This is a genomic window from Sphingomonas phyllosphaerae (assembly GCF_036946485.1).
Taxonomy (GTDB): domain Bacteria; phylum Pseudomonadota; class Alphaproteobacteria; order Sphingomonadales; family Sphingomonadaceae; genus Sphingomonas; species Sphingomonas phyllosphaerae_E.
This window is the reverse complement of the sequence record NZ_JAQIJA010000005.1, coordinates 1399639-1423520: the sequence shown is the minus strand read 5'-3', so window position 1 is coordinate 1423520 and position 23882 is coordinate 1399639. Positions and strand designations below refer to the sequence as shown.

21 protein-coding genes are annotated in these 23882 nt (G+C 68.9%); 7 read left to right on the top strand and 14 right to left on the bottom strand.

The features are described from left to right. Positions 1–101 precede the first annotated feature (101 nt). Positions 102–869, top strand: coding sequence for a TrmH family RNA methyltransferase (locus PGN16_RS15320; protein WP_335310226.1), 768 nt, complete (start codon positions 102–104; stop codon positions 867–869). 44 nt (positions 870–913) lie between these two features. Here PGN16_RS15320 and PGN16_RS15315 read toward each other — a convergent pair whose 3' ends face one another. After that, positions 914–1231 (bottom strand): 2Fe-2S iron-sulfur cluster-binding protein, encoded by a 318-nt coding sequence (locus PGN16_RS15315; protein ID WP_335310225.1) that lies wholly within the window; start codon positions 1229–1231, stop codon positions 914–916. A gap of 53 nt (positions 1232–1284) precedes the next feature. Between PGN16_RS15315 and PGN16_RS15310 the strand changes: the two genes are divergently transcribed. The 4 genes from PGN16_RS15310 (at position 1285) to PGN16_RS15295 (ending at position 3970) form a co-directional block, all read left to right on the top strand. Then, positions 1285–1911 carry a DNA-3-methyladenine glycosylase family protein gene (locus PGN16_RS15310; RefSeq protein ID WP_335310361.1) on the top strand — a complete coding sequence of 209 codons (627 nt, stop codon included), beginning with the start codon at positions 1285–1287 and terminating at the stop codon, positions 1909–1911. Positions 1912–1987: 76 nt separating this feature from the next. Then, positions 1988–2950, top strand: a complete 963-nt coding sequence (locus tag PGN16_RS15305) for a GGDEF domain-containing protein (RefSeq protein ID WP_335310224.1) — start codon at positions 1988–1990, stop codon at positions 2948–2950. 475 nt (positions 2951–3425) lie between these two features. Further along, a complete protein-coding gene (locus tag PGN16_RS15300; RefSeq protein WP_335310223.1) occupies positions 3426–3605 on the top strand; it encodes a hypothetical protein in 180 nt (59 codons plus the stop codon). After that, positions 3596–3970: a transposase gene (locus PGN16_RS15295; RefSeq protein WP_335310222.1), complete on the top strand. Its 375-nt coding sequence runs from the start codon at positions 3596–3598 to the stop codon at positions 3968–3970. The genes PGN16_RS15300 and PGN16_RS15295 overlap by 10 nt, the downstream gene beginning before the upstream one ends. Before the next feature lie 118 nt (positions 3971–4088). On the opposite strand, the gene PGN16_RS15290 is transcribed toward PGN16_RS15295, so the two are convergent. The 12 genes from PGN16_RS15290 to PGN16_RS15235 form a co-directional block, all read right to left on the bottom strand. Beyond that, positions 4089–5297 carry an ABC transporter permease gene (locus tag PGN16_RS15290; protein ID WP_184040228.1) on the bottom strand — a complete coding sequence of 403 codons (1209 nt, stop codon included), beginning with the start codon at positions 5295–5297 and terminating at the stop codon, positions 4089–4091. Between the two features lie 183 nt (positions 5298–5480). Next, the gene (locus tag PGN16_RS15285) at positions 5481–6203 is read right to left on the bottom strand and encodes an ABC transporter ATP-binding protein (RefSeq protein ID WP_335310221.1); all 723 of its coding nucleotides are present in this window, start codon (positions 6201–6203) and stop codon (positions 5481–5483) included. Further along, a complete protein-coding gene (locus tag PGN16_RS15280; protein WP_335310220.1) occupies positions 6193–7563 on the bottom strand; it encodes an efflux RND transporter periplasmic adaptor subunit in 1371 nt (456 codons plus the stop codon). The genes PGN16_RS15285 and PGN16_RS15280 overlap by 11 nt, the downstream gene beginning before the upstream one ends. Beyond that, a complete protein-coding gene (locus tag PGN16_RS15275; RefSeq protein ID WP_335310219.1) occupies positions 7563–9074 on the bottom strand; it encodes an efflux transporter outer membrane subunit in 1512 nt (503 codons plus the stop codon). The genes PGN16_RS15280 and PGN16_RS15275 overlap by 1 nt, the downstream gene beginning before the upstream one ends. 69 nt (positions 9075–9143) lie before the next feature. After that, on the bottom strand, positions 9144–11219 hold the full coding sequence (locus PGN16_RS15270; RefSeq protein WP_335310218.1) for an acetyl/propionyl/methylcrotonyl-CoA carboxylase subunit alpha: 2076 nt from the start codon (positions 11217–11219) through the stop codon (positions 9144–9146). A gap of 160 nt (positions 11220–11379) precedes the next feature. Continuing rightward, positions 11380–12396: a biotin synthase BioB gene (bioB, locus tag PGN16_RS15265; RefSeq protein WP_335310217.1), complete on the bottom strand. Its 1017-nt coding sequence runs from the start codon at positions 12394–12396 to the stop codon at positions 11380–11382. Then, positions 12384–12725 (bottom strand): lysozyme inhibitor LprI family protein, encoded by a 342-nt coding sequence (locus PGN16_RS15260; protein WP_335310216.1) that lies wholly within the window; start codon positions 12723–12725, stop codon positions 12384–12386. The genes bioB and PGN16_RS15260 overlap by 13 nt, the downstream gene beginning before the upstream one ends. Positions 12726–12871: 146 nt before the next feature. Next, positions 12872–15064 carry a methylmalonyl-CoA mutase gene (gene scpA, locus PGN16_RS15255; RefSeq protein ID WP_335310215.1) on the bottom strand — a complete coding sequence of 731 codons (2193 nt, stop codon included), beginning with the start codon at positions 15062–15064 and terminating at the stop codon, positions 12872–12874. Between the two features lie 2 nt (positions 15065–15066). Then, positions 15067–15849 (bottom strand): enoyl-CoA hydratase-related protein, encoded by a 783-nt coding sequence (locus tag PGN16_RS15250; RefSeq protein ID WP_335310214.1) that lies wholly within the window; start codon positions 15847–15849, stop codon positions 15067–15069. After that, on the bottom strand, positions 15846–16268 hold the full coding sequence (gene mce / locus PGN16_RS15245) for a methylmalonyl-CoA epimerase (RefSeq protein WP_335310213.1): 423 nt from the start codon (positions 16266–16268) through the stop codon (positions 15846–15848). Before mce ends, PGN16_RS15250 begins: the two co-directional genes overlap by 4 nt. A gap of 108 nt (positions 16269–16376) precedes the next feature. Beyond that, a complete protein-coding gene (locus PGN16_RS15240) occupies positions 16377–16646 on the bottom strand; it encodes a GIY-YIG nuclease family protein (protein ID WP_335310360.1) in 270 nt (89 codons plus the stop codon). A gap of 114 nt (positions 16647–16760) precedes the next feature. Continuing rightward, positions 16761–18287, bottom strand: a complete 1527-nt coding sequence (locus tag PGN16_RS15235) for an acyl-CoA carboxylase subunit beta (RefSeq protein ID WP_335310212.1) — start codon at positions 18285–18287, stop codon at positions 16761–16763. Positions 18288–18533: 246 nt separating this feature from the next. Between PGN16_RS15235 and PGN16_RS15230 the strand changes: the two genes are divergently transcribed. Both PGN16_RS15230 and PGN16_RS15225 read left to right on the top strand, forming a co-directional pair. After that, positions 18534–19895 carry a helix-turn-helix domain-containing protein gene (locus tag PGN16_RS15230; protein WP_335310211.1) on the top strand — a complete coding sequence of 454 codons (1362 nt, stop codon included), beginning with the start codon at positions 18534–18536 and terminating at the stop codon, positions 19893–19895. An 88-nt stretch (positions 19896–19983) separates the two neighbouring features. Continuing rightward, positions 19984–21837, top strand: coding sequence for a methyl-accepting chemotaxis protein (locus PGN16_RS15225; protein WP_335310210.1), 1854 nt, complete (start codon positions 19984–19986; stop codon positions 21835–21837). A 354-nt stretch (positions 21838–22191) separates the two neighbouring features. Here PGN16_RS15225 and PGN16_RS15220 read toward each other — a convergent pair whose 3' ends face one another. After that, complete coding sequence (locus PGN16_RS15220; RefSeq protein WP_335310209.1) at positions 22192–23862, bottom strand: amidohydrolase; 1671 nt, start codon at positions 23860–23862, stop codon at positions 22192–22194. Between the last annotated feature and the right edge of the window lie 20 nt (positions 23863–23882).

The window sequence follows — 23882 nt, the reverse complement described above, 5'->3', positions numbered from 1 at the left end:
CATAGCGTCCGCGCCCGCTCGCACCTTCATCGACAATCACGGACCCGACCCGTCATGCGCCTTTCATCCACTGCCGTCCCTCCCTGCACGGGTCGCCGCTGATGGCGCGCCGCGGTCATCGCCCGAGCCAGACGCAGGGCAACCGTCCCCGCCTGTGGGGCCGCCACGCGGTCACCGCCGCGCTCGCCAATCCCGAGCGGACGGTGCGCAAGATCTGGGGCACGCGCGAGGCGCTGTCGTCGCTGAACCTGCCGCCGGTGCTACCGGTCGTCTATGCCGATGCCGCCGATCTCGGCCGGCTGGTGCCGTCGGACGCGCCGCACCAGGGATTGGTGGCGGAGGTCGATCCGCTCGAGGACGTGTGGCTGGGCGACCTGCTCGAACAGGGCAGCACCGACGATCCCGAGCGCCCGCGCCCGCTGGTGGTGCTGGATCAGGTGACCGATCCGCACAATGTCGGCGCGATCCTGCGCTCGGCAGCGGCGTTCGACGCGCTCGGCATCGTCACGCAGGACCGCCACGCGCCGCCCGAATCGGGGGCGCTGGCGCGCGCGGCAAGCGGCGCGCTGGAGACGGTGCCGTGGGTGCGTGTCGTCAATCTCGCCCGCGCGCTGGAGGAAATGGCCGAGGCGGGCAGTTGGCGGATCGGGCTGACCGGCCATGCGACGCAGACCCTGCCGCAATCGCTCGCCGACATCGGCCCCAGCCGCCGCATCGCGATCGTGCTGGGCGCGGAGGGCGAAGGGATGCGCCAGAACACCGAGACGCATTGCGACGAACTGGCGAAGCTGCCGATCTCGGCCAAGGTCGAGAGTCTCAACGTCTCGAACGCCGCCGCGATCGCGCTTTACGCGGTGACGGTGCGCTGACGTCCGCCGTCATCCCCGCGCAGGCGGGGATGACGGTGGTGCGCTCAATCCTCCGCGGCGATCCGCACGCGCAGGCCGTCGAGCGCCGGGCCGAACTCGATCTGGCACGACAGCCGCGAGGTCGCGTCGCGGTCCGCCGCCGCGTCGAGCAGGTCGTTTTCGTCCTCGCTCATCGGCGGCAGCTTGTCGGCGAACGCCGGATCGACATGGACGTGGCAGGTCGCGCAGCTGCAACAGCCGCCGCACAGCGCCAGCACCTCGTCGATCCCGCCGTCGCGGATCACCTCCATCACCGAAAAACCCGCCTGCCCCTCGAGTTCGCGTTCTTCCCCGTTGCGGGTCTCGACGATAAGCTTGGCCATATGAACTCCACCGATAATCGCCCCGCCCATGGCGGCAAGCCATGGCCCGCGCAATGGGGCTGAGCGCCGCCGACCTCAACGCCGGGCTCGACGCGCTCGCCGCGCGCGAGCCCGCCTTCGCCGCCGCGCTGGAGCGGGTCGGCTACCCGGCCCCGCGGATCCGCGCGCGCGGCTATGCCACGTTGCTGCGCACGATCGTCGGGCAACAGGTGAGCGTGAAGGCCGCCGACGCGGTGTGGCGCAAGCTGGAGGCGCTGGGCGACCCCACCGATCCGGCGGTGGTGGCGAAGCTGGACGACGACATGCTCCGCGCCTGCGGTTTCTCGCGCCAGAAGACCGGCTATGCCCGCAGCCTTGCCGACGAAGTGCTGAGCGGGCGGCTCGATCTCGGCAACCTGCCCGCCGACGATGAGGAAGCGATCGCGCAGCTCGTCCGCGTGAAGGGGATCGGGCGCTGGTCGGCGGAGGTGTATCTGCTGTTCGCGGAAGGCCGCCCGGACATCTGGCCGGCGGGCGATCTGGCGGTGCAGATCGAGACCGGGCGCATCCTCGGCCACCCCGAACGCCCCAGCGAAAAGCTGACCCGCGCGCTGGCCGAGCCGTGGCGACCCTATCGCGGCGCGGCGGCGATCTTCACCTGGCATCACTACGGCGCGGGCGCCGACGCCGCGCCGGTGTGATCGCGCGCCGCATTTACGCGGTTTTAATCACGTTGCCGAATAGAGGGCTGAAGCGACGGCAGCGGAAGAAGGGGTGATGAGGACATCGTTCGACCGCGCGCGCCGCGCGCTCAACTTCCTCGAACTGCATCAGCTCGATCCCTCGCCATCGCATTACGAATTCGCGCTGGCGGTGATCGGCGCCCCCGGCTCGAAACTGTCCGAAGCGGTGGCGGTACAGACCGATGGTGGGCTGCGCCTGACCACGGCGATCGTCCAGTCGCTTGTCGAACGCTATCTCTCGCCGCCGCGCGAACAGACGCTCGACCGCCGCGAGCGCACCGTAATGCGTCAGGCGCAGGAACTCGGCACGCTGACCAGCGACGCGCATCATCTGACCGAGGCGCTCGGCCGCGACATGGGCGCGATGGTCGAACAGGCGGGCGGCGGTCAGAGTGCCGCGCTGCCCGCCGCCGCCACCGATTTCATCGATCGCCTGTCCGATGCCGAGCGCGAGCTGGCGGCGCTGCGCAGCGAGGTAGTCCAGCTCCGCGACAATATCGTCCCCGCCCCGCCGCCGGAGAGCGAGGATCGCGACAATCTGACGCAGGCGCTCAATCGCAGCGGCGCGCGCGACGTGATGGCGCGCGCGGGCGCGGGCGGCGAGCAGCATGTCGTGGTCGCGTTCAGCGTCGACGCGCTGGAAGCGATCAACGATCGCTACGGCCGCGCGGTGGGCGACAACATCCTCAACGCCTTTGCGGCAACGCTGCAACAGACGTTCGCGGAGGAGGAGCTGATCCGCTGGAGCGGCAACGAATTCGTCTTCATCACCCGCGGCCTGCCGAGCAGCACGGTACGGCTGCTGACCGAGCAGGCGCTGGAGTCGTTCGCGGCGCGCCGGCTGCGGCTGCGCGGCTCGGGCGAGCCGATCGGCACCGTCACCGCCTCCGCCGGGATCGCGACCGGCGCGGCGGGCGGGCAGGAAAGCTCGCTGATCGCCGCCCGCGCCAATGCCGCGCTGGCCTCCAGCCACGGCGGGAATCAGATTGAGGGGTGAAGCGGGGGAAGCCCCTCCCCATAAAGGGGTCGTTGCAAAAGAACCGAGGGGCTGGCTCATAGAGATCATCGAAGGGATGGTTCGATGGACCAGGGTTGCTCGGCCGCTGGGTTAGTATCGCTGCGCTTAGGGCGGAACGTGTGGCTGGAGCGGTTGGAGCGTGAGGTCGATTGAATCCGCTGGACGGACTGTCGTTGGCAGTACGGCCCGCGCGCGCCGGTTGCCCGCCGTTGTTGATCAAGGAATTGTTGGTAAAGCGAATGTACGACCTGTCGGACAGGGGGCTGGAGGAAGCGCCGGATGACCGGGTGCCGTTCGGCGCTTCGTCGACCTGTCGCTATAGGGTAAGCCGCCGGACCGCAGCACCAGCTGCCGGTTTCGCAACTGGCTGACGCAGCTCGGACTGGGCGAGGCGCTGTTCGCGGCCATCGAGCAGCAACTGCAATGACGCGGGCTGATCCTGAAGCGTGGCACGATGATCGATGCATCGCTGGTGACAAAGCCGTTCCGCCCCGGATCGGGCGATGGTCGTCGCGTGCCGGTCGAGGACGGAGCGGCCAAACGTCGCGAGGGCCGGCGGCCGGGCGGGCATTACGGCTACAAGCTGCATGTCGGGGTGGATCATGGCAGCCGGCTGATCCGCCGATGGCGCTGACGCCGGCCAACGTCAACGATACGGTGCCTGCCGCCGATCTGGTCTGCGGTGACAAAGCAGTGGTCTATGCGGACAAGGCCTATGCGAAACGCGCTTGCCGCCGGTGCTTGCGCGAGCAGGGCATCAAGCCGGATCATGCACAAGTCCGGGGTGGCGACTCGCCGCTGACCCGCTGGCAGCGGCACCACAACCGCCTGATCGCGCGGATCCGCGCCCATGTCGAGGGGGATTTGCCACCCTCAAACGATCGCGAGGCTTTGACCACGTCCGCTACAGCGGCGCTTCGAAAACCGCCACGAAAGCATCCTCATCGCCCTCGCCTACAACATGATCATCGCACTGCGCATCGTCTGAAGCCGGCATAGATCGCCATCGACAAAGGCGCGGTGACGGTCGATTCATGCCTTGCAAATGCCACGCCCGCCCAACATTCCACGATCCCTGCCCTACCAGTTTTGCAACGATCCCCTTCAGGGAAGGGCTTCACTCGTGGCGGAGCGCGTCGATCGGGTTGAGCGCCGCGGCGCGGCGCGCCGGGAAGTAGCCGAAGACGACGCCGATCACTGCCGAGATCGCGAACGCGATCATGTTGATCTGCGGGTCGAAGGTCCACGGCACGTCGAGCAGCGGGGTCAGCCCGGCGATCACCGCCTGCGCGATCACCAGCCCGATCAGCCCGCCGAGGCATGACAGCACCACCGCCTCGACGAGGAATTGCAGCAGCACCTCGTTGGCGACCGCGCCGATCGCGAGCCGTATGCCGATCTCGCGCGTGCGTTCGGTGACGCTGACCAGCATGATGTTCATGATCCCGATCCCGCCGACCACCAGGCTGATCGCCGCCACCGCCGCGACGATCCGCGTCAGCGCGGTGGTGGTGCCGGTCAGCGTGTCGCTGATCTGCTTGGTGTCGAAGATGTTGAAATTGTCCTCGCGCCCGTCGGTGATCGTGCGGCGCTCGCGCAGCAGGTCGGTGATCGCGGACTGCACCCCGGCGGTCTGGTAGCGCTGGTCGACGCCGACCAGCATCAGCCGGATGTCGCGGCTGCCGGTGAAGCGGCGCTGCACCGCCTTGATCGGCATGATGACGACGTCGTCCTGATCGCCGCCGAACCCGGCCTGCCCGCGCGTGCTGAGCGTCCCGATCACGTCGCAGCTGACGTCGCCGAGCCGGAAGCGCTCGCCGACCGCCTCACCGCCGCGGAACAGGTTCTGGCGGACGGTATTGCCGATGATGCACACCGCCTTGCCCGCCTGTTCCTCGGGCGTGGTCCAGTAGCGCCCGCTGGCGAGCGGCCATGGCTGGACCTGGAAATAGGCGGCGGTGGTGCCGTTGATCGTCGTCGACCAGTTCGCGCCTTCGTAGATCGCGGTCGCGCTGGCCTGCGCCTGCGGAGCGACCGCGGTGACGCCGGCGATCTGTGTTGCGATCGCGGTGACGTCCTCCGGCGTGAAGTCGGGCGGACGCGGCCCGCCGCCGCCACGGCCGAAGCCCTGACCGGGACGGATCTGGAGGATGTTGGTGCCGAGCGCGGCGATCTGCGACTGCACCGCGGCGGTGGTCGCCTTGCCGAGCGTCACCATCGTCACCACCGCGCCGACGCCGATGACGATCCCGAGGATCGTCAGGAACGAGCGCAGGATGTGGCGGCGGATCGAGCGCAGCGCGAGGAGGAGCGTGGTGCCGAACATGTTATCGCCCCGTCATTGCGAGCGGCGGAGGCGAATGCCGGGTCAGCTTTGATGAAGGAACGCCGCGGTCCACCAACTTCGTCGCCCCGGACTTGATCCGGGGCCCCGCTCCTGCCGGCGCGAAACAGAAGAAGCGGGGTCCCGGATCAAGTCCGGGACGACGGGAGGGGGAAGGCAGGAGGTTCACGACACCTTCTCCCCCTGCGCGTGCTGCGTCTCGATCCGCTCGACCAGACCGTCCTTGAAGTGGACGACGGTGCGCGCGAAGGCGGCCATGTCGGGTTCGTGGGTGACCATCAGGACGGTGATCCCACTCTCGCGATTGAGGTCGGTCAGCAATTCCATGATCTCGACCGAGCGCTCCGAATCGAGATTGCCGGTTGGCTCGTCGGCGAGCAGCACGTCGGGGCGGGTGACGATCGCGCGCGCGATCGCGACGCGCTGCTGCTGGCCGCCCGACAGTTCGGCGGGGGTGTGATCCCACCAGCGGTCGAGCCCGACCTTCTCGAGCGCCGCCATCGCGGTCGCACGGCGCGCGCGCTTCTGGTCGCCGCGATAGAGGAGCGGCAGTTCGACATTCTCGAGCGCGGTGGTGCGGCTGAGCAGGTTGAAGCCCTGAAAGACGAAGCCGAGGTAGCGGCGGCGGAGCAAGGCGCGCTCGTCGCGGTCGAGCGTCTCGACATGATGCCCGCGGAACAGGAACGTCCCGGCCGAGGGCACGTCGAGGCAGCCGAGGATGTTCATCGTCGTCGACTTGCCCGACCCCGACGGCCCCATCACCGCGACGAAATCGCCCGCCGCGATATCGAGGTCGACGCCCTTGAGCGCCTGAAACTGCGTCGCGCCCTGACCATAGACCTTGGTCACGTCGCGCAACGCGATCAGGGGCGCGGCCTCACTGGCCACGCGACCGGCCACCCTTCGCCGCGCCACCAGCACCGCCCGCGCTCTCGCCCGCCGCGAGCTGCCCGGTGATGACCTGCTGCCCCGGCTGGAGCGCGCCAGCGGTCACCTCGGTCAGCGTGCCGTTGGTGTCGCCGGTGGTCACCTGCACCGGCTGCGGCGTGCCGTCCGCGCCCTTGACGTAGACGGTCTGCGTCGCGCCACGCCCGAGCGTGGCGCTGCGTTGCGCGGCGTTGCGGCGCGGCGGCCCGGCGAGGATCGTGCCGGTGATCCCGCCGCGCTTGCCGCCGCTCGCGCTCGGCTTGAAGCGGAAGGCGGCGTTGGGGACGAGCAGCACGTTCTGGCGGTCGGCGGTGACGATGTCGGCGGTCGCGGTCATGCCGGGCCGCAGCTGCAACGTCGGGTTGGCGACGGTCAGGTCGGCGGCATAGGACACCACCTGCCCGGTCGTGCTGGTGGTGCCGGTGCTGCTCGACGACGAGGAGGTCGCGTTGCTGACGGTCAGGTTCGAGCCGAGATCGACGCGGGTGATCGCCGCCGGGAAGGTCTTGCCGGGGAAGGCGTCGACGGTGAAGGTCGCCTTCTGCCCGACCCGCACCTCGCCGACGTCGGCCTCGTCGATCGCCACCTCCAGCTTCATGCGCGTCAGGTCCTCGGCGATGACGAACAAGGTCGGGGTGTTGAACGACGCCGCGACGGTCTGGCCGGGATCGACCTGCCGGGCGAGCACCACGCCGTTGACCGGCGAGCGGATGATCGCACGCGCGCGCTGCGTCTGCTGCTGCGACAATTGCGCGCGCGCGGCGGTGACGTTCGCCTCGGCGACGTTGAGCGCGGCGCGGGCGCGCTGCGCATCGGCCTGCCCGGTCTGAAGCTCGGTCTTCGACGGCACGCGACCCTTCGACAGCCGGTAGACCTCGTTGAGCCGCGCGAGCTGCGCCTGCGATTCGGCCAGCGTCGCGCGCGCCTGCGCGACCTGCGCCTCATTGGCGGCGAGCGTCGCCTTGGCGGCGTTGATCTGGTCGTCGATCTGTTCGGGGTCGATCAGCGCGAGCGGCTGGCCGGCGGCGACGCGGTCGTTGACGTCGACCACCACCTTGGTGACGAGCCCCGACAGTTGCGAGCCGACCGTGACCTGATTGGTCGGCGCGAGCTTGCCGGTCGCGGAGACCGAGACGGTCAGCCGCCCGCGCGTGACCGGCGTGGTCGCGTAATCGACCTTGTCGGGATCGCCGAACACGCAGCGCGACAGCAGCAGCCCGACCAGCACGATGGCGGCGAGCACCAGCAGCCATTTGCCCCAGCGCCGCCACGCCGGCTGCGGCTTCACACCGAGGAAATCGTCGAGATTGGGGTCGGCCATCAGGGATTTCCGTCCGTAGGGGCTGGCGTCGGGGCGGGTTGGGCGAGCGTCGGCGCGGGGGCGACGCGCGGCGGGGCGGTCGGCACGGTCGTACTGTCCCAGCCGCCGCCGAGCGCGGCGAAGAGCTGGACCAGCGCGGTCGCCTCGTCGGCGCGCGCCTGCGCCGCGCTGTTGCGGGTGGTGAGCAGCGTCGCCTCCTGCTGGCTGAGCGTCGTGAAGTCGCTCAGCCCGCTGCGATATTGTTCGCGCGACAGCAAGGCGGCGTTGCCAGCGGCCTCATAGGCGACCGCCAGCTCGCGCTCGCGGCGGTCGGCGGTGTCGAGCGCGACGACGGCATTCTCGACATCCTCCAGCGCGGTCAGGACGGTGCCCTTGTAGGCGGCGAGCGCGGCGTCGGCGGCGGCCTCCTGCCCGCGCACCTGACTGCGCAGCCGCCCGCCGTTGAAGATCGCCTGCGTCAGCCCCGCGAACAAGCCGCCGGTGACAGTGTCGAGCAGCGTGCCGATGGTGTTGGCGCGCGCGTTGATGTTCCCGCTGAATGTGAAGTTCGGATAGAGCGCGGCCTGTGCGACGCCGATCTGCGCGGTGGCGGCGGCGAGCGCGCGCTCGGCGGCGCGCACGTCGGGGCGCTGGCGCAGAACATCGGCGGGGATGCCGATCCCGGCGGGTGGCGTGCCGGTCGGGATCGCGCGCACCTCGGCCAGCAACGGCTTGAGCGCGCCGGGCGCCTGCGCGGTGAGCACGCCGAGCCGCGAGACGGCGGCGTTATATTGCTGTTCGAGCGTCGGGATCGTCGCGGCGGTCTGCGCGCGCTGCTGCCGCGCCTGTTCCTGATCGAGCGACGAGACGAGCCCGGCCTGAAGGCGGAAGCCCGCGATCTCGAGGTTGTCCTCCTGCAACGCCAGGCTGGCGCGGGCGTTGGCGAGCTGCTGCTGGTAGAGGCGCGCGAGGATGTAGTTGCGCGCGGTCTCCTGCTGGACGGTCAGCAGCGCGGCGGCGTAGTCGAACCCCGACGCCTCATATTGCGCGCGGCTCGCCTCGATCGTGCGGCGCACCTCGCCGAACAGCCCGAGCTGGTAGGAGGCGCTGCCGCCGATCGAGAAATTGTTCGCGCCGCCACCACCGCCAATGTTCTGGACCGTGCCGTCGGGGAGCGTGATCGTCTGGCCGCCGCCGCGCAGCGTCTCTGACCGACTGTAGCCGGTGTTGCCGCTGAGCGTCGGGAGCAGGTCGGCGCGGCTCTGCACCAGCGCCTCGCGCGCCTGCCGCAGCCGCGCCACCGCCTGCGCGACATCGGTGTTCGCGGCCGACGCCTGCTCGACCAATTGCCCGAGCACCGGATCGTCGAACCGCTGCCACCAGCGCGTCAGATCCTCGGGCGTCGGCGCGGCGCGCACCGAATAGCCGGCGGGCACCGCCAGCTCGGTGGCGGCGGGCGGACGATAATCGGGGCCGACGGTGCAGCCGGCCATCGCCAGCGCCATCGTCGTGCAGAGAAGAACGCGCCTCATGTCGTCGTGCATGACGCACGCATAAGGCGCGCGTCCAGCGCTAATATGTCGCGATATGTCGCGGCGGCATCATTCCAGCTCGAGAATGACCTGATCGACCGCGAGACTGTCGCCTGCCTGCGCCTGCACCGAAGCCACGGTGCCGGACTTTTCGGCGCGGAGGATGTTCTCCATCTTCATCGCCTCGACCACCGCCAGCGCCTGCCCGGCCTCGACCCGGTCGCCGGCCGCCACGTCGAGGCGGACGAGCAGCCCCGGCATTGGCGCGATCAGGAACTTCGACAGGTCGGGCGGGACCTTCTCGATCAGGTGCGCGGCATAGGGCGCGACATGCGCGGGGAGGACGCGGACCTTGTGGGACGCGCCGCGCGCGGTGAGCGTGAAGCCGTCGCGACCCTTGGCGATCGCGACGGTCAGCGGATCGTCGCCGTCGACCTGCGCGATGCGTGCGCCGGGGGTGTATCCGATCGTCGCGTCGAGCGGGGTGCCGTCGACCGTCACGTGGCCATCGCGGATCGTCACCTGATGATCGTGGCCGTCGACGCGAGCGACCCAGTCGGCGGGCGCCGTCAGGACGTGACCGAGTTGCCCGTCGACCAGCCGCGCGCGGGTCACCTGCGCGTGCGCCGCGACCGCGCCGACCGCGGCAAGCGTCGTCTTGAGCGCCGGCGTGGCGGGCGCGCCGTGGAAGCCGTCAGGATATTCCTCGGCGATGAAGCCGGTGGTGATCTCGCCCGCGCGGAAGCGCGGGTGCTGCATCAGCGCCGACAGGAAGTGGAGGTTGGTGCCCGGCCCCTCGATCGTGAACGCGTCGAGCGCGGCGACCTGCGCGTCGATCGCCGCCTCGCGGGTCGGGGCCCAGGTCACCAGCTTGGCGATCATCGGGTCGTAGAACATGCTGACCTCGCCGCCTTCGGCAACGCCATCGTCGACGCGGATGCGGGCAAGCCCCTCCCCTTCAGGGGAGGGGTTGGGGGTGGGGGACGTCTCACCGAGACCGGCATTCGCGGACAGGCCCCACCCCAACCCCTCCCCCGAGGGGGAGGGGCTTGGCGGCGCATAGCGGACCAGCCGGCCGATGCTGGGCAGAAAGCCACGATACGGGTCTTCGGCGTAGACGCGATTTTCGATCGACCAGCCGTCGAGCCGCACATCGTCCTGCCCGAACGACAGCCGCTCACCCGCGGCGACGCGGATCATCTGTTCGACCAGATCGAGCCCGGTGATCTCCTCGGTCACCGGATGCTCGACCTGCAGCCGGGTGTTCATTTCGAGAAAGTAGAAGCTCTCGCCGGTCGTGTCCGCCCCGGAGACGATCAGCTCGACCGTGCCCGCGCTGTAATAACCGACCGCGCGCGCAAGCGCGACCGCCTGCTCGCCCATCGCGCGGCGCATCTGCGGGGTCACGAACGGCGATGGCGCTTCCTCGACCACCTTCTGGTGACGGCGCTGGATCGAGCATTCGCGTTCGTTGAGGTAGACGATGTTGCTGTGCTGGTCGCCGAGCAGCTGGATCTCGATGTGGCGCGGGCTCTCGATGAACTTCTCGATGAACACGCGGTCGTCGCCGAAGCTCGCCAGCCCTTCCCGCTTGGTCGCCTCGAAGCCGTCGCGAACGTCCTGTTCGGACCACGCCAGCCGCATCCCCTTGCCGCCGCCGCCCGCGCTGGCCTTCATCATCACCGGGAAGCCGATCTCCGCGGCGATCCGCACCGCCTCGTCGGTGTCAGCGATCTCGCCGAGATAGCCGGGGACGACGTTGACCCCCGCCGCCTTGGCGAGCTTCTTCGATTCGATCTTGTCGCCCATCGCGGCGATCGCGTTCGGCGGCGGGCCGACGAAGGCGATCCCGGCTTCGGCGCAAGCGCGCGCGAAGCTCTCGCGTTCGGAGAGGAAGCCGTAGCCGGGGTGGATGCAGTCCGCGCCGGTTTCCTTGGCGGCGAGCAGGATCAGCTCGGCCTTGAGATAGCTGTCCGCCGCCGGGGCCGGCCCGAGCCGCACCGCCTCGTCCGCCATCAGCACGTGCGGGCTGCGCGCGTCGGCGTCCGAATAGACCGCGACGGTGGCGATGCCCATCTTCTTGGCGGTGCGGAACACCCGGCACGCGATCTCGCCGCGGTTGGCGACCAGGATCTTCTTGAACAACGGCCTCTCCTGTTTTCGTTCTTCGTCGCCCCTGCCTGCGCAGGGGCCTATGTCTGTCGAATGAAGCGGGCGGTTTGACACAGAAGCGACGTGCCTGTGTCAGCCGGCACCGGATGACGGCACAGACATGGGCCCCTGCCTGCGCAGGGGCGACGGTGGTTCACTCCGCCGCCTCGCACACGCGCATCGGTTCGGGCGCTTCCATCGGACGCACGCCCAGCTTCGCGAACAGCGCCGCGTCGGCGCTGTCGCCGCGGTTGCCGGCGGTCAGCAATTTGTCGCCGGTGAAGATCGAGTTCGCACCCGCCATGAAGCACAGGGCCTGCGTCGCCTCGCCCATGCTCTCGCGCCCGGCCGAAAGCCGCACCATGCTGAGCGGCATCGTGATCCGCGCGACCGCGACGGTGCGGACGAATTCGATGTCGTCGATCTTCGCGAGCGGCGTGTCGGCGAGCATGTCGCCGAGCACCGTGCCCTTGACCGGCACCAGCGCGTTGACCGGCACGCTCTCCGGGTGGCGAGGCAGCGTCGCGAGCGCGTGGACGAAGCCGACGCGGTCTTGCCTCGTCTCGCCCATCCCGACGATGCCGCCGCAGCAGACGTTGATCCCCGCCGAGCGGACGTTCTCGAGCGTATCCAGCCGCTCGCCGAAGGTGCGCGTGGTGATGACGTCGCCGTAACGCTCGGGCGAGGTGTCGATATTGTGGTTGTAGTAATCGAGCCCTGCCTCACCCAGCCGCTGCGCCTGTTCCGGCGTCAGCATCCCCAGCGTCATGCAGGTTTCCATCCCCATGCCGCGCACCCCCTCGATCATCTGGATGATCGCGTTCATGTCGCGGTCCTTGGGGTTGCGCCACGCCGCGCCCATGCAGAAACGCTGCGAGCCGGCGTCCTTCGCCTCGGCGGCGCGCTGGAGCACGGCCTGCACGTCCATCAGCTTGGTCGCCTTAACCCCGCTCTCCGCCGCGACCGACTGCGAGCAATAGCCGCAATCCTCCGGGCAGCCGCCGGTCTTGATCGACAGGAGCGTGCAGAGCTGCACCTCCGACGGCGCGTGATGCGCGCGGTGGACGGTCTGCGCGCGGTACATCAATTCGTCGAACGGCAGGTCGAACAGGTCGGCGATCTCCTCGCGCGTCCAGTCGTTGCGGGTCGTCGTCTCGGTCAGCGTTGCCACATCAGGTCCTTCAATTGCGTGGTGCGCTCCTTGGTCAGCCGCGCCAGACACTGCAAGCGTGCCATCGGCTGGAGCAAGCCACCGGCGAACTCGCCGCCTTCGATCGTGCACTGTTTGTCGCGGAACGTCAGCCAGGCGCGCTGGCTGGCGAGCGTCGCCGCGGCATAGCCGAAGCCGTCACGCGCGGTGGCGTCGCGGCGCTTCATCGCGGCATAGGTGCGCGGCCATTGCGCGTTCATCGCCGCGTCGGCGGTCTTGTAGCTGGCGGCGGCCTGCGCGTTCATGTCCGCCTGCGTCTGGGCGGTGGCGGGGGTGGAAAGCAGGGCCATCGCAAACACCGACACCATCCCCGTCACCCCGGCGAAGGCCGGGGTCCAGATGGGGGACCTTGCCGCATTTCGCGGGCCGCCCGCTACTGGACCCCGGCCTTCGCCGGGGTGACGGGAGAAGATGGGGTGAGGGCGGAACAACGTCATCACGCCGCTTCTCCCTGCGGGGGCATGTTGTGGCCGAGCAGTCGTAACACTTCTTCCGCCGCGGTGATGAGGTTGGTCCCCGGCCCGAAGATCGCCTGCACGCCGGCGTCGAACAGCGCCTGATAGTCCTGCGCGGGGATCACCCCGCCCGCGATCACCTTGATGTCCGCCCGCCCGGCGTCGCGCAGATGGCCGATCAGCTCGGGGATCAGCGTCTTGTGCCCGGCCGCGAGGCTCGACGCGCCGACGATGTCGACGTCCTTGGCCAGCGCCAGCACCGCCGCCTCCTCCGGGGTCTGGAACAGCGGTCCGGGCACGATCTCGAACCCGAGATCGCCGAACATGCTGCTGACCAGATTGGCGCCGCGGTCGTGCCCGTCCTGCCCCATCTTGGCGACCAGCATCCGCGGTTTGCGACCGAGCCGGCGCTCGGTCGCGGCGACGCCGTCCTCCAGCCGCGCCCAGCGCGCGTCGTCGACATAGGCCCCGCCATAGACGCCCTTCACCGGCGTCGGCTGCGTGCCGTAGCGGCCGAAGACATCCTCCATCGCCGAGGAAATCTCGCCGAGCGTGGCGCGCGCGCGCGCGCACTCGACCGCGAGCGCGAGCAGGTTGGCGTCGCCGCGCGCGCCATCGCGCAAGGCATCGAGCGCGGCGCGCGCCGCCGCGTCGTCGCGGGCCGTCTTGACCTGCCGGATGCGGCGGACCTGCGCGTCGCGCACCGCATGATTGTCGATCGCGAGAATCTCGACCGGATCCTCATTGTCCTTTCGGTACTTGTTGACCCCGACGATCACGTCCTCGCCGCGATCGACGCGCGCGGCGCGGGCGGCGCTCGCCTCCTCGATCATCGCCTTGGGCCAGCCCGCCGCGACCGCCCTGGCCATCCCGCCCTCGCGTTCGACACGCTCGATGATCGCCCAGGCGTCGTCGACCAGCCGCTTGGTCAGCGCCTCGACATAATAGCTGCCGCCGAGCGGATCGACGACATTGGTCATCCCGGTCTCTTCCTGGATCACCAATTGCGTGTTGCGCGCGATCCGCGCCGAGAAGTCGGTCGGCAGCGCGATCGCCTCGTCGAGCGCATTGGTGTGGAGCGACTGCGTGCCGCCGAGCATCGCCGCCATCGCCTCGATCGTCGTGCGCATGACGTTGTTGTACGGGTCCTGCTCGGTCAGCGAGACGCCGCTGGTCTGGCAATGCGTGCGCAGCATCTTGCTGCGTTCGTCCTTCGCGCCGAGCTGGGTCATTACCCGATGCCACAGCACGCGGGCGGCGCGCAGCTTGGCGATCTCCATGAAGAAGTTCATGCCGATCGCGAAGAAGAAGCTCAGCCGCCCGGCGAATTTGTCGATGTCGAGCCCGGACGCGACACCGTATTTCACATATTCCATGCCATCGGCGATGGTGAAGGCCAGCTCCTGTACCTGCGTCGCCCCGGCCTCCTGCATGTGATAGCCGGAGATCGAGATGCTATTGAACTTGGGCATCTCCGCCGAGGTATAAGCGAAGATGTCGGAAATGATCCGCATCGACGGTTCGGGCGGGTAGATATAGGTGTTGCGGACCATGAACTCCTTGAGGATGTCGTTCTGGATGGTCCCGTCGAGCAACTTACGCTCGACGCCCTGTTCCTCGCCCGCGACGATGAAGAAAGCGAGGATCGGGATCACCGCGCCGTTCATCGTCATGCTGACCGACATCTGATCGAGCGGGATGCCGTCGAACAGGATCTTCATGTCCTCCACGGTGTCGATCGCCACCCCGGCCTTGCCGACGTCGCCGGTGACGCGCGGATGGTCGCTGTCATAGCCGCGATGCGTGGCGAGATCGAACGCGACCGACAGCCCCTTCTGCCCCGCCTTGAGGTTGCGGTGGTAGAAAGCGTTCGATTCCTCGGCGGTCGAGAAACCGGCATATTGGCGGATCGTCCACGGCCGGCCGGCGTACATCGACGCACGCACCCCGCGCGCGAACGGCGCGAAGCCGGGCAGGCCGGGGTCCCAGCCCTCCACATCGGCGGCGGTGTAGAGCGGCTTGACGTCGATCCCCTCGGGGGTGTGCCACGTCAGGTCGCGGCCTTTCACTTCCTTCGCGGCAGCGGTGGCCCAGCTTTCGGTGCCGGTCGGCGCGGGCGTGCCGATCGCCGCCGCCGCGCCGCTGTCCTCGCCGAGGTTGCGCTCTTCGGCCATGTTCAGCGGCCCTCGAACACCGGCTTGCGCTTCTCGCCGAACGCGCGGACCGCCTCGGCGAAGTCGCTTGTGTGGCCGGCGCGGGTCTGGTTTTCGCGTTCGAGCGCCAGCGACTGGTCGAGATCGAGCGACAGCGCAGCGGCGACCTGCTTGCGGATCATCCCGATCGCCACCGATGGCCCGGCGGCGAGCTTCGCCGCGAGCTTCCGGGTTTCGGCGAGCACCTGCGCGTCGTCGACGACACGCGTCACCAGCCCGGCGGCGAGCGCCTCGTCGGCTGACACGCGCTCGCCGAGCAGCGCCATCTCCAGCGCCTTGGTGCGCCCCGCCGCCTTGGCGACCAGCCACGTCGCGCCGGCGTCGGGGACCAGCCCGATGTTGACGAACGCGAGCAGCACATAGGCCGAGCGCGCCATGACGCTGATGTCGCCGAGCAACGCCAGCCCGAGCCCCGCGCCGACCGCCGGGCCGTTGATCGCGGTGAGGAACGGCACGTCGAGCGCGGCGACCTTGCGGACGAACGGATTGTAGCTGGTATCGAGCGACTCGCCGAGATCGCGCGGCATCGGCGCTCCGCCGTCTCCCACAAGGTCCGCGCCGGAGCAAAACGCACCACCGGTGCCGGTCAGCACGATCGCGCGCGCGCCCTGTTCGAGTGCGGCATCGATCGCGGCGGTGAGTTCGGTGAAGACGCGCGGGGTGAGCGCGTTCATCCGCGCGGGCCGGTCGATCGCGAGCGTCGCGACGCGGTCGGTAAGGTCGAAGGTGATCGTCTCGTAGCTCAATGCGCGCCCTCCTGCGGCGTTTCCATCAGTTCGACCAGCACCCCGCCCATGTCGCGCGGGTGGACGAAGACGATCGGCGTGCCATGCGCACCGATCCGCGGTTCGCCGAGGATCGTCGCGCCTTTGCCCTTGAGGTCGGCGACCGCGGCGTGGATGTCGGAGACCTCGAAACAGACGTGATGCTGCCCGCCGATCGGGTTCTTCTTTAGGAAGCCGGCGATCGGGGACGTGTCGTCATAGGGTTCAATCAGTTCGATCTGCGTGTTGGGCGCGTCGATGAAGCAGACCTTCACGCCCTGCGCGGGCAGGTCGAACGGTTCGCCGATCGCTTTCGCGCCGAGCAGCGTGCGATAGGTCTCGACCGCGCGGGCGATCGACGGGGTGGCGATGCCGACGTGGTTGAGGCGGCCGAGGGTCATCGTGCCCCCCTCGTCATTGCGAGCGTAGCGAAGCAATCCAGTGTTCCGCGAGACGCCCTGGATTGCTTCGCTACGCTCGCAATGACGGAATGGGTGTGTGTCATGTCGTCATCCATGGGCGATCTGTTCGTAGAGGTCGTGCCAATGCGGGTTCATTGCCTCGATCAACGCGATCTTCTTGGTGCGTGATCCGCTTTTGATCTGCTTCTCGCGGGTGATCGCGACTTCCATCGTGTCGGCGATCTCGAACCAGACCAGCAACTTGCAGCCATATTGCTGCGTGAAGCCTTCCACGACGCCTTCACGATGCTGCCACACGCGTTGCGCGAGGTTCGAGGTTACGCCGGCATAGAGCGTGCCGTTTCGGCCGCTCGCCATGATGTAGACCGCGGGCTGCTTCACGCCACAACCTCGTCATTGCGAGCGTAGCGACGCCATCCAGTGTTCCGCGCCACGCCCTGGATTGCTTCGCTTCGCTCGCAATGACGGAACTTAGAGCGGAATATTGTCATGCTTCCTCCACGGGTTCTCCAGCGCCTTGTTGCGCAGCTTGCGCAGGCCGAGCGCGATGCGGCGGCGGGTGGAGTGGGGCTGGATCACTTCGTCGATGAAGCCCTTGCTCGCCGCGACGAAGGGGTTGGCGAAGCGCGCTTCATATTCCGCGGTGCGCTCGGCGATCTCCTCGGGGGTGCGGCCGCGGAAGATGATCTCGACCGCGCCCTTCGCGCCCATCACCGCGATCTCGGCGGTCGGCCACGCATAGTTCAGATCGCCGCGTAAGTGCTTGGACGCCATGACGTCATACGCCCCGCCATAGGCCTTGCGGGTGATGACGGTGATCTTCGGCACGGTCGCCTCGGCATAGGCGAACAGCAGCTTCGCACCGTGCTTGATGATGCCGTTATGCTCCTGCGCGGTGCCGGGCAGGAAGCCGGGAACATCCACGAAGGTGACGATCGGGATCTCGAACGCATCGCAGAATCGCACGAAGCGTGCCGCTTTTCGACTGGAATTGATGTCCAGAACGCCGGCCAAGACCATCGGTTGGTTTGCTACGAAGCCGACGGTGCGCCCTTCGATGCGCCCGAAGCCGCAGATGATGTTCGCACCGTGCGCGGGCTGGATCTCGAAGAAGTCGCCCTCGTCGACCACCTTCGCGAGCAGTTCGTGCATGTCGTACGGCTGGTTGGCGTTGGCGGGGATCAGCGTGTCGAGGCCGGGCTCGGCGCGGTCCCACGGATCGTCGGTCGGTCGCTCGGGTACCCCCTCGCGGTTGGAGGACGGCAGGAAGTCGACGAAGTCGCGCGCCGCGAGCAGCGCCTCGATATCGTTGTCGAACGCGACATCGGCGACGCTGGTCTTGGTGGTGTGCGTCACCGCGCCGCCCAGCGCCTCCTGGCTGACGACCTCGTTGGTGACGGTCTTCACCACGTCGGGGCCGGTGACGAACATGTAGCTCGAATCCTTCACCATGAAGATGAAGTCGGTCATCGCCGGCGAATAGACCGCCCCGCCCGCGCACGGCCCCATGATGAGGCTGAGCTGCGGGACGACGCCGCTGGCCAGCACGTTGCGCTGGAACACCTCGGCATAGCCGCCGAGCGATGCGACGCCCTCCTGGATGCGCGCGCCGCCCGAATCGTTCAACCCGATCACCGGTGCGCCGACCTTGAGCGCCATGTCCATGATCTTGCAGATCTTCTGCGCGTGGCGCTCGGAAAGCGAGCCGCCGAAGACGGTGAAGTCCTGCGAGAAGACGAACACCAGCCGGCCGTTGATCGTCCCCGATCCGGTAACGACGCCGTCACCGGGGACGATCTGCTCCTGCATCCCGAAGTCGGTGCAATTGTGCTCGACGAACATGTCGAGCTCCTCGAAGCTGCCCTCGTCGAGCAACACGTCGAGCCGTTCGCGCGCGGTCAGCTTGCCCTTGGCGTGCTGCGCGTCGACGCGCTTCTGCCCGCCACCGGCGCGGGCCGCGGCGCGGCGGTTCTCGAGTTCGGCGATCGTCGATGACATTCTTCTCTCCCGGACGCGGACGGCGTTGTGCCCGGCGGGCGGCGGCGGGGCAAATGTGAAGTTGCGAACTTGCGAAGCGGGGAGTTGCGAACTCCCGTCGCTCCTGCGTAGGCAGGAGCCTATGACTGTGTCGTGCTGCGATGCCACTGTCACGGCGAGGGACGCGCGTGTGTCCACGGTCCGTGAGCACGATACAGACATGGGCCCCTGCCTGCGCAGGGGCGACGGGCGCGGAGGCGACGGAGCGTGAAGGCGCGGCTCTACGCCGGTGCGCAGCTCCGCGCGTTGCGGGGGGCAGCGCAGCTCAACCAGCGTGCGATGGCCGCGCGGCTGGGCTTGTCGGTCAGCTATCTGTCGCAGCTCGAAAGCGACGAACGTCCGCTGACCGCCGCGGTGAGCGCGGCGCTGGCGCAGCATTTCCCCGCCGCGCTCGCCGACATCGAGGGTACGGTGCCGGCGCGGCGGCTGGTGGCATTGCGCGAGGCGCTCGCCGATCCGGCGGTCGCGCCGTTGCCCCCCGAAGACGTCGCGCGACTGGCGGAGGAGCGCCCGGCGCTCGCCGACCGGCTGATCGCGCTCCACGCCGCCAAGCGTGCCGCGGAGGAACGCGTCGCGCTCGCCGAGGAAGCGCTGACCGCCGGAGTCGGCGCGCGGCTGCCGTGGGAGGCGGTGCGCGACTGGTTCCACGAAGCGGGCAATTACATCGACCCGCTCGACCGCGCCGCCGAGCAATGGGCACAGGCGCATCAAGCGACGCCGATCGACACCGCCCTGGCGGCGCAAGGCGTGACCTTGCTCGACGAAGCGCGCGAGGACGCGCCGCTGGCGCGGTTCGACGGCGGGATGCTGCGCCTCAACGCCGCGTTGCCGCCGGAAAGCCGCCGCTTCCTGATCGCGCACCGCATCGCCGCGCTCGCCTTCGCCGGGCCGATCGCCGAGATCGTCGCGGCGTCCGGGCTCGCCCAGCCGGAGGCGCGGCGGCTGCTCGCGATCGGACTCGCCAATTACGCGGCGGGTGCGATGCTGATGCCGTATCACGCGTTCCGCGAGGCGGCGCGTGCGCTGCGGCACGATATCGACCGGCTGTCGCGGCGGTTCGGCACCAGCTTCGAACAGGCGTGTCACCGGCTATCGACGCTGCAACGCCCCGGTGCGGAGGGCATCCCTTTCTATTTCTGCCGCGTCGACATGGCGGGCAACATCACCAAGCGCCATTCCGCCACCCGGCTGCAATTCGCGCGCTTCGGCGGCGCCTGCCCGCTGTGGCACGTCCATGAAGCGGTCGCGATCCCCGACCGCATCCTGGTGCAACATGCCGAGACGCCCGATGGCGTCCGCTACGTCTCGATGGCGAAGGGGTTGGTGAAGCCGTCGGGCCGCTTCGCGCGCGCGCCGCGCCGCTATGCGGTGGCCTTGGGATGCGAGGCGACCCATGCCGCCGACTTCGTCTATGCCGATGCGGTCGACCTGCGCACCGCGACCCCGATCGGGATCAGCTGCCGCCTCTGCCCGCGCACCGATTGCGACCAGCGCGCCTTTCCGCCGACCGATCGCGCGATCGCGGTCGAGGCCGACGTGCGCGGCATCGTGCCCTACCGCGTCATATAGGGCCGATCCGCACCTATCTTAACGCGATGTCAAGCAGTGCGCGGTAACGCTGGGCCTAACCAGATACGATTCCATAAAGGCCGTGGTGATGAAGAATCTTGCGATTGGCCGCAAACTGCTGCTCGCGTTCGGTATTCTTGCGCTCGCCCTGGTGGCGATGGCCGGCATGTCGCTGTGGACGCAGGACAGACTGAACCACGCGACCGAGGTGCTGGGCAAGGACCGCCGCGACAAGCTGGTGGCGATCGCGACGATTAACACCGCCACGTCCGATTATCGCATTGCCGAGGCGACGGTGATCCTGTCGACCGAACCCGACAAGATCCGCGAGGCCGATCAGATGGCCTCGGCAAAGCTGGGGCTGATCGCCAAGAACGTCGCCTATCTCGACAAGGCGCTGGTCGCACCGGAGGCACGCGCCTCGCTGACGAAATTCCGCCAGCTCTGGACCGCGTTCGTCAGCCGTTCCGAGATGACGCGCCGGCTGGGCGAGTCCAATCTGAATGAACAGGCGACCCAGGCGTTCCGCGCCAGTCAGCCGATCTTCGACCAGGCCAATGCCGAAGCGTCGACGTCGCAGGACATCCAGGTCAAGCTGATGGAAAAGGAGATGGACGAGGCGAACGCGCTCTACACCTTCTCGCGCGCGCTGGCGGTGGGGCTGGTCGTCGCGGCGCTGGTGCTCGCCGGGCTGCTGCTCATGGCGCTGATCCGCGGCATCGCCACGCCGATCAAGGCGATGACTGAGGCGCTCGGCAAGCTGGCCGGGGGCGACCTGAACGCGCAGGTCGCGGTGGACGAGCGTGCCGACGAGGTCGGGCAGCTCGCCAAGGTGATGGTGCAGTTCCGCAACCAGCTCGCCGCCGCCGAACGCGCCAAGGCGGAGCAGACGGCGTTGATCGTCGACAATATCGGTCGCGGGCTGAGCGCGCTGGCGCAGGGCGACCTGACCGCACGGATCGATGCCGAGCTGACCGGGCCGTTCGCCAAGCTGAAGACCGACTTCAACGAGGCGATGACGGCGGTGTCGGCGGCGATGGCGGCGGTGACGACCAGCGCGACGGGCATCACCAACGGCGCCAACGACATCCGTCAGGCGTCGGACGATCTGTCGCAGCGCACCGAGCAGCAGGCCGCCTCGCTGGAGGAAACCGCCGCCGCGATGCACGAGATCACGACGACGGTGAAGGAAACCGCCGAAACCGCCTCGCGCGCCGATGCGGTGGTCGTCGAGACGCGCCGCGATGCCGAGGCGTCGGGCGACGTGGTGCGCCGCGCGGTCGAGGCGATGAACGGCATCGAACGCTCGTCGAGCGAAATCAGCGAGATCATCGCGGTGATCGACGGCATCGCCTTCCAGACCAATTTGCTGGCGCTGAACGCGGGCGTCGAGGCGGCGCGTGCGGGCGACGCGGGCAAGGGCTTTGCGGTGGTCGCCAGCGAGGTGCGCGCGCTGGCGCAGCGCTCGGCCGACGCGGCGAAGGACGTGAAGAGCAAGATCACCGCCTCCACCGAGCAGGTCGATCTGGGCGTCGGGCTGGTCGCCGAGGCGGGCGCAGCGTTGCAGCGGATCACGTCGCGGATCGGCGAGATCAGCACGCTGGTCGGCAACATCGCCTCGGCCGCGGAACAGCAGGCGACCGGGCTGCAGCAGGTCAACACCGCCGTGTCGGAGATGGACGGGGTGACCCAGCAGAATGCCGCGATGGTCGAGGAAGCGACGGCGGCGGCGCGCAGCCTGGTCGAGGAAACCGACGTGATGGCGCGCGAGGTCGGGCGCTTCCGGCTGGCGGCAGGCGCGGCGGGTTATGCCGCACCGACCGCATCGCCGGTCCACCAGATGCAGGCGCGCGCCGCCGCGGCCGGTGCCCGGATCGCCGCCAGCGCGCGCAGCCGTGGCAGCGCGGCGGTGGCGGTGCAGGAGGATTGGTCGGAGTTCTGAGGGGGCGTACGGGCCCAATCGCCGTCGCCACGGACGTGATCGGGGGACGCCGCACCACCGCCGTCGCCCCGGATCCTTCGACAAGCTCAGGAGAGCCTTGATCCGAGGCCCCGCTTTTCCTGGCGGTGGCTGAGGCAAAATGCCCGAAAGTCGTCATTGCGAGCGTAGCGAAGCAATCCAGAGCGTCCTGGTCCGGCCCTGGATTGCTTCGCTACGCTCGCAATGACGGAAAAAGTTACGTCGGCTCGACGCGCCAAAAGGAAGCGGGCCCCGGATCGAGGCTCTCCTGAGCTTGTCGAAGGATCCGGGGCGACGGGCAAACGATCGGCGACGTAAACTGTCGAACGACGTGAGTTACTTCCGCTCCCACGCCCTCGCACCGCCGATCCATGTCTCCAGCACCTTGGTCTGGCGCAAATCCGCCGGCGTCGCGGTCAGCGGGTCGCGGTCGAGCAACAGGAAGTCGGCGCGCTGTCCCGGCGCCAGCGTCCCGAACTTCTGCTCGGCGAACCCGGCATAGCTCGCGCCGCCGGTGTACGCCCACCACGCCTGTTCGCGCGACACCGCCTGTTCGGGGTGCCAGCCGCCGACCGGCTGCCCCTCGGCATCGGTGCGCGTGAACGCCGCCGCCCAGCCCGCCCACGGATCGGGCTTCTCGACCGGCGCGTCGGAGCCGAAGGCCAGTGTCGCGCCGTCATCGAGCAACGTCTTCCACGCATAGGCGCCCGCCAGCCGCGCCTGCCCGAGCCGCGCCTCCGCCATCAGGCGGTCGCTGGTCTGGTGGGTCGGCTGCATCGAGGCGACGATATGGTACTTGCCGAACGCCGCCATATCGACCGGATCGACGATCTGCGCATGTTCGATCCGCCAGCGGCGGTCGCCCTTGTAGGTCTCCGATAGTTCGGCGATCGCATCGAGCACCTGGCGATCGGCGCGGTCGCCGATCGCATGGACCGCGACCTGATAGCCGTCCATCGCCGCGCGGCTCATGATGTTCTGCAACTGGTCGTCGGCGAGGAAGCCCAGCCCGCGCTGCCCCGGCGCGTCGGCGTAATCGGCCTTCAGCCACGCGCCGCGCGAGCCGAGCGCGCCATCGGCGTAGAGCTTGACGCCCTCCAGCCGCAGCCGGTCGTCGTACAGCCACGGCGTCGGGCCGGTGCCGCCGATCGTCACCGCGGTATCGATCCCGAGCCCGTAGGACATGATGCGGACGCGCAGCGCGTTGATGTCGCCCATCCGGCGATAGGTCATCCAGTCGTCGACGCTGGTCCCCATGTCGGCGATCGCGGTGACGCCGTAGCCGAGCAGAATCTGCTGCGCCTTGAGGAAGGCGGCGGTACGGTCCTTGGGGCTGACCTTCGGCACGACGCGCTCGACCAGTTCCTTGGCGCGGTCGACCAGCACGCCGAGCGGCTTCTCGACCCGCCCGCCCGCCGGGGCCTGCGTCGCGGCGGTGACGCCGGCCAGCTTGAGCGCGGCGCTGTTCGCCCAGCCGGCATGGCCGTCGGCGCGCGCCAGCCACACCGGACGATCGCCGACCACCGCGTCGAGATCGGCGGCGGTCGGGAAGCGCCCGAGCTGCCACACCTCCTGGTTCCAGCCGCGCCCGATAATCCACTGCCGGTCCGGGTTGGCGCGCGCGTATTCCGCGATCTTCGCCTTCGCCTCGTCGAGCGAGCGCGTGTCCGACAGGTCGAGCGTCAGCGCCGCCAGCCCCAGTTCGATGACATGGCCGTGCGCGTCGATCATGCCGGGCACCAGCACGCGCCCCTTCATGTCGGCGCGCCAGTCGTAGCGCGGGCCGGGGTTCTTCTTGGTCGGTTTGGGCGGTTGTTCGTCGGGGGCGATCAGGCGAACGACCCGCCCTTGCGCGTCGATCACCATCGCCTTGAAGCGCACCACCTGCCGGTCGCGGTTGAGCGTCAGGCCGTTGACGTTGTCGATCAGCGCGTCGGCCCCGGCGGGGAGCGTCGTCGCTAGGCCGGCGAGCGCCACGATCGCGGCGGTGAGATGGCGTCGGTTCATGTCCGCTGCCATATGGAAGC

Bases quoted from the DNA above. Each gene is read 5' to 3' on its own strand.
- scpA (WP_335310215.1), bottom strand. From the start codon at position 15,064: ATGGCCGAAGAGCGCAACCTCGGCGAGGACAGCGGCGCGGCGGCGGCG.
- PGN16_RS15315 (WP_335310225.1), bottom strand. From the start codon at position 1,231: ATGGCCAAGCTTATCGTCGAGACCCGCAACGGGGAAGAACGCGAACTC.
- PGN16_RS15320 (WP_335310226.1), top strand. From the start codon at position 102: ATGGCGCGCCGCGGTCATCGCCCGAGCCAGACGCAGGGCAACCGTCCC.
- PGN16_RS15225 (WP_335310210.1), top strand. From the start codon at position 19,984: ATGAAGAATCTTGCGATTGGCCGCAAACTGCTGCTCGCGTTCGGTATT.
- PGN16_RS15300 (WP_335310223.1), top strand. From the start codon at position 3,426: ATGATCGATGCATCGCTGGTGACAAAGCCGTTCCGCCCCGGATCGGGC.
- PGN16_RS15310 (WP_335310361.1), top strand. From the start codon at position 1,285: ATGGGGCTGAGCGCCGCCGACCTCAACGCCGGGCTCGACGCGCTCGCC.
- PGN16_RS15260 (WP_335310216.1), bottom strand. From the start codon at position 12,725: ATGGCCCTGCTTTCCACCCCCGCCACCGCCCAGACGCAGGCGGACATG.
- PGN16_RS15220 (WP_335310209.1), bottom strand. From the start codon at position 23,862: ATGAACCGACGCCATCTCACCGCCGCGATCGTGGCGCTCGCCGGCCTA.
- PGN16_RS15295 (WP_335310222.1), top strand. From the start codon at position 3,596: ATGGCGCTGACGCCGGCCAACGTCAACGATACGGTGCCTGCCGCCGAT.
- PGN16_RS15280 (WP_335310220.1), bottom strand. From the start codon at position 7,563: ATGGCCGACCCCAATCTCGACGATTTCCTCGGTGTGAAGCCGCAGCCG.
- PGN16_RS15275 (WP_335310219.1), bottom strand. From the start codon at position 9,074: ATGAGGCGCGTTCTTCTCTGCACGACGATGGCGCTGGCGATGGCCGGC.
- mce (WP_335310213.1), bottom strand. From the start codon at position 16,268: ATGACCCTCGGCCGCCTCAACCACGTCGGCATCGCCACCCCGTCGATC.
- PGN16_RS15240 (WP_335310360.1), bottom strand. From the start codon at position 16,646: ATGGCGAGCGGCCGAAACGGCACGCTCTATGCCGGCGTAACCTCGAAC.
- PGN16_RS15235 (WP_335310212.1), bottom strand. From the start codon at position 18,287: ATGTCATCGACGATCGCCGAACTCGAGAACCGCCGCGCCGCGGCCCGC.
- PGN16_RS15305 (WP_335310224.1), top strand. From the start codon at position 1,988: ATGAGGACATCGTTCGACCGCGCGCGCCGCGCGCTCAACTTCCTCGAA.
- PGN16_RS15290 (WP_184040228.1), bottom strand. From the start codon at position 5,297: ATGTTCGGCACCACGCTCCTCCTCGCGCTGCGCTCGATCCGCCGCCAC.